General features: G+C 36.4%; 4 protein-coding genes. 2 read left to right on the top strand and 2 right to left on the bottom strand.

All coding sequences use genetic code 11. The features are described 5' to 3' along the window. Positions 1–1,006: 1,006 nt before the first annotated feature. Positions 1,007–1,165 carry a transposase gene (locus AN394_RS22565; protein ID WP_200910031.1) on the top strand — a complete coding sequence of 53 codons (159 nt, stop codon included), beginning with the start codon at positions 1,007–1,009 and terminating at the stop codon, positions 1,163–1,165. Between the two features lie 642 nt (positions 1,166–1,807). Beyond that, complete coding sequence (locus tag AN394_RS20960; protein ID WP_055022496.1) at positions 1,808–2,074, top strand: hypothetical protein; 267 nt, start codon at positions 1,808–1,810, stop codon at positions 2,072–2,074. A 916-nt stretch (positions 2,075–2,990) separates the two neighbouring features. On the opposite strand, the gene AN394_RS22560 is transcribed toward AN394_RS20960, so the two are convergent. Both AN394_RS22560 and AN394_RS22555 read right to left on the bottom strand, forming a co-directional pair. Beyond that, a complete protein-coding gene (locus AN394_RS22560; RefSeq protein ID WP_082423040.1) occupies positions 2,991–3,113 on the bottom strand; it encodes a diguanylate cyclase domain-containing protein in 123 nt (40 codons plus the stop codon). Further along, complete coding sequence (locus tag AN394_RS22555) at positions 3,098–3,295, bottom strand: diguanylate cyclase domain-containing protein (protein WP_408003022.1); 198 nt, start codon at positions 3,293–3,295, stop codon at positions 3,098–3,100. The genes AN394_RS22560 and AN394_RS22555 overlap by 16 nt, the downstream gene beginning before the upstream one ends. Between the last annotated feature and the right edge of the window lie 188 nt (positions 3,296–3,483).

Below are 3,483 nucleotides of genomic sequence, written 5' to 3'. Positions count from 1 at the left end.
GCTGCTAAAAGCATAGCTAGTACAGGTGAATTAGATATAATTGCGGCTGGAATCGTCGCAAGGGTAACACCCGCATCTCAGCAGAAACAGTCTGTTAAAACGAAAGCCTTCGAATTATCGAAGTTGGATTTTGGATCTGAGAAAAAAGAAGCAGCCTAGCTGTTAAGCTAGACTGTAGAAGCCCTGTGATCAGAGTGAACCGATGTCGCTGGGTAGTTCACTAAGGCTGGCTTTATGTTTTTTGAAGTAAATAATTTGGCGAATTCACCCTGAATAATTTAGTGTGGATATATTTTAGTTATTGTTCTATATGACTTTTTTAAAAAAATAATCATGGAGAATATTTAGTTAGCACTTCATTCAAAGGTTGTTCTATATCCTATGTGACAATAGTTACAAAATTTAGGTTGGAGTGTGAAGTTAGTGTTTCAAAGTTAATCAAATACACATCATCGATAGCGTTGTTGGAACGGTTAACAAAGTAAGTAGAGAAATAGTTGCTCAGCCTTTTCTTCATCAGTAGCTGATATCAGAGCTCTAAAAATTACTTCTTTATGCTCTATCGGAAAAGAATCAACAGTTACATTATTAATTGTTATGGATTCTTATCGCCAAGCTATTGAAGTAAAACCATTGAGCCAGGATATCCATTGTTCGTTTCGACAGTTAATACAAAAGCAGAAGCGATATCTATACAAATATTTGTTAACTGTGCCAGTAAGAGGGGGCTTGAATATACCAAGAGTTACGAAAAAGTAGCGAATGCTCGCGCTGATTTTAACATAAACTCAGTCGACCCCTTGTTGACGAAAACCAAGTAATATTGTTCAGACTCTGAAATCAGCCAATGTGCTGAAGAACCGCAAGCTGGCAAAGCACATTGCTAATGCGAGCAGGAACAGCTTTTTTATAAATTGGATTACAAAGCGGAAGAGCAGGGCAACCATGTGATAAAAATAGAACAGTGTTACGCCAGCTCTAAAACCTGCTTTGCTACGGTCATAAAATGGAAGAAATGCTATTATCAGTTCGCAAGTGGGGTTGTTCCAACTGCGGAGTTATGGATATAGATCGCGACTTAAATACCGCTCCTAATATCCGTGACAAAGGCATTTTGAAATTAAAAACGGCTGGACGGTCATTTCTGCATATGGAAGCTGCGTAAGTCTCGATACTATTTAGCAACGGCTAATGAAATAAGAAGCATCATCTGATAAGGCGTTGAGAAGTCACTTCATGGCGCTATAGGTTCTAATGTAGATAAATGGGTGTTAAATGAATGGAACCCGCGACTTGATAAGTTCCTAAGCGCGTTTCAATTAGCTCAAAAGAATATTAAGAGTACAACCGTTTTGGTTGATGATGTAATTTCAACCATCAACAAGGTCTGTGATGCCGGTGCACATAAGGTTGTAGCAAAAATGACTTTTGCTCAAAGGCTGGCATTTTAAGTTAATTTTTTAAAATGAGCGCAAAATTCATCTTTTGATATTGTTTAAAAATCTACAATTAAAAAGGTTTGAAAATGGCATCGACAAAAACAGTAACTAAATTAATGTTAGAGAAAGGGGAGTTTTATAAGACCCAATCCCTCGGGAAAGCACTTTTAATTTCAGAAAATAAAAGTGCTTTCCTATATAATATGCGTACATCCAATAAGTATAAGACGGTTGATACTGGTTTCCCAAATCGTACCGTAAAGGTGGTATCAATTGTCGAAAACCTCGCTTGAGAAGCCTACGAAACCAAGCTTTGCTGTTACTAGACCACCTATGCTTGCAGACGAATGAAATACTTGGAGGACCTTATGTTATCAGTAAATGATGCAGCTGAATTTATGCTCGAAAATGGTGGATACTTCACAGCAAAAAAACTTGCTAAGCACTTTGATGTCAGTACCCGTAGAGCTTCAAGTTGGCTTGGGGTTATCAAGAGTGATGTTAAGTATCATACAGCAAATTGGGGGAAGTCGGTTAAGTTGCTTGGAATTGGCTCTCGTACAATTTGTATTTCTGAGCTGCAGAAGAGGGCTTTAATGTATAAGAGACCAAAAGTCATATACTGCGAAAGCTAAAATATTCTGTTATGTTAAATTAGGCATGAAATTATTTCTGATGGGATTATTGTTTTGTTTAGAGGATTGTGAACCATCAAAATCGTTTGGTTTTTTAAACTATCATAACCCCTTATGAATCATACATAAGATTAAAGATAATATTAGGTTTCTTATATTATTACTTTTTCATTGTTAAATGCTTCATCGGGCTAATAGTATCTAGCCTTGTTAGTTAAGTGCCTTTTACTGGGTGGACTGTTTCCTTGTATGAAATTGAAATCTCCATAAGTCAATCAGGCTAAGCACATCGATCCCTGCAGCACCTAAACACATTATTAAAAAGTTTGCGAATAATTCAAGTATGGCTATATAGTGTCTAGGGAAGGCAAAGTTAGCTTTTGGAGTCTAAAAAACTAACGATCGCTTCTTTAGCTAATTTTATTGTTGCTGAAGCTTTTGAACCACAGTTGTGCAAAGCAAAAAAATTGACATCAAGCAATGAATACTCTGGGCATAACTCTTCTATATCAACTTTGCTGATATCAAATAGTTTTGGGACAATTCCTACTCCAAAATCTGACCGTTTCTGTTAATGAATTGTTCTGTGAAATTCTTTAAATTTTATATTCAAAGTATGTGGTGAGAGTTTATGAGTTAGAAGGTATTCTTCTTTTTTCCCGTGAGTTTGATATATATACATGGTCTTGTAGGGAGACGTTACTTCCTTTTGCCTTGTAAAGAATGTCTTTAAAACTGCCTAGGCGCTGTGTGTATAGTTTGAGTCTCTTGATTTTCTAACACGAATTGCTAAATCAATTCCATGTTCTATCAAGTCAAGATGCTTATCATCACAAATGAAGTTTGACTTAATTTCCGGATACTCTTTAAATAGTTTACATAAGGCCGGTGCGACAATAGAGCCCATTAAACCGAATCACATATATTGGATGTTATCCGTTTTTGGGACTACAATAACAAACTCATCTCCACCGAGACGGCTTATAAATACACTTGATGGTAATTGGTTGCTAAGTCTCTTTGCTATAATATGAAGCAGTTCATCATCTTTGCATGGCCAAGTGTATCGTTAATAATCTTGAAGCTGTCTAAATCTAAAAATAAAACTGCAAACTGCGACTTTAGTTTCAAGTAGTCTGTGCAAAGAGCATGAAGGTACTCTTGGAGGTACCTTCTATTAGGTAGTCTAGTCAACGAGTCATGAGATGCCAAAAATCCCATTTTTTTAGTGATATCATTCAATTCAGATATATCTTGGAACACCATGACTGCACTTTGTAAAGATTTATCATGCTGCTGTTAAGAATGCTTTTTCAAAGATTCGTTTGCAGCGCTTTCCAAAGCATAAAGTCTCATACAAAAAGAAAAAACTTCACAACGACTCGTTTCGAGCCGTCAATAATTCCAAT

The organism is Pseudoalteromonas sp. P1-26 (genome assembly GCF_001401795.1).
Classification (GTDB): Bacteria; Pseudomonadota; Gammaproteobacteria; order Enterobacterales; family Alteromonadaceae; genus Pseudoalteromonas.
This window is presented reverse-complemented; position numbering and strand designations above follow the sequence as displayed.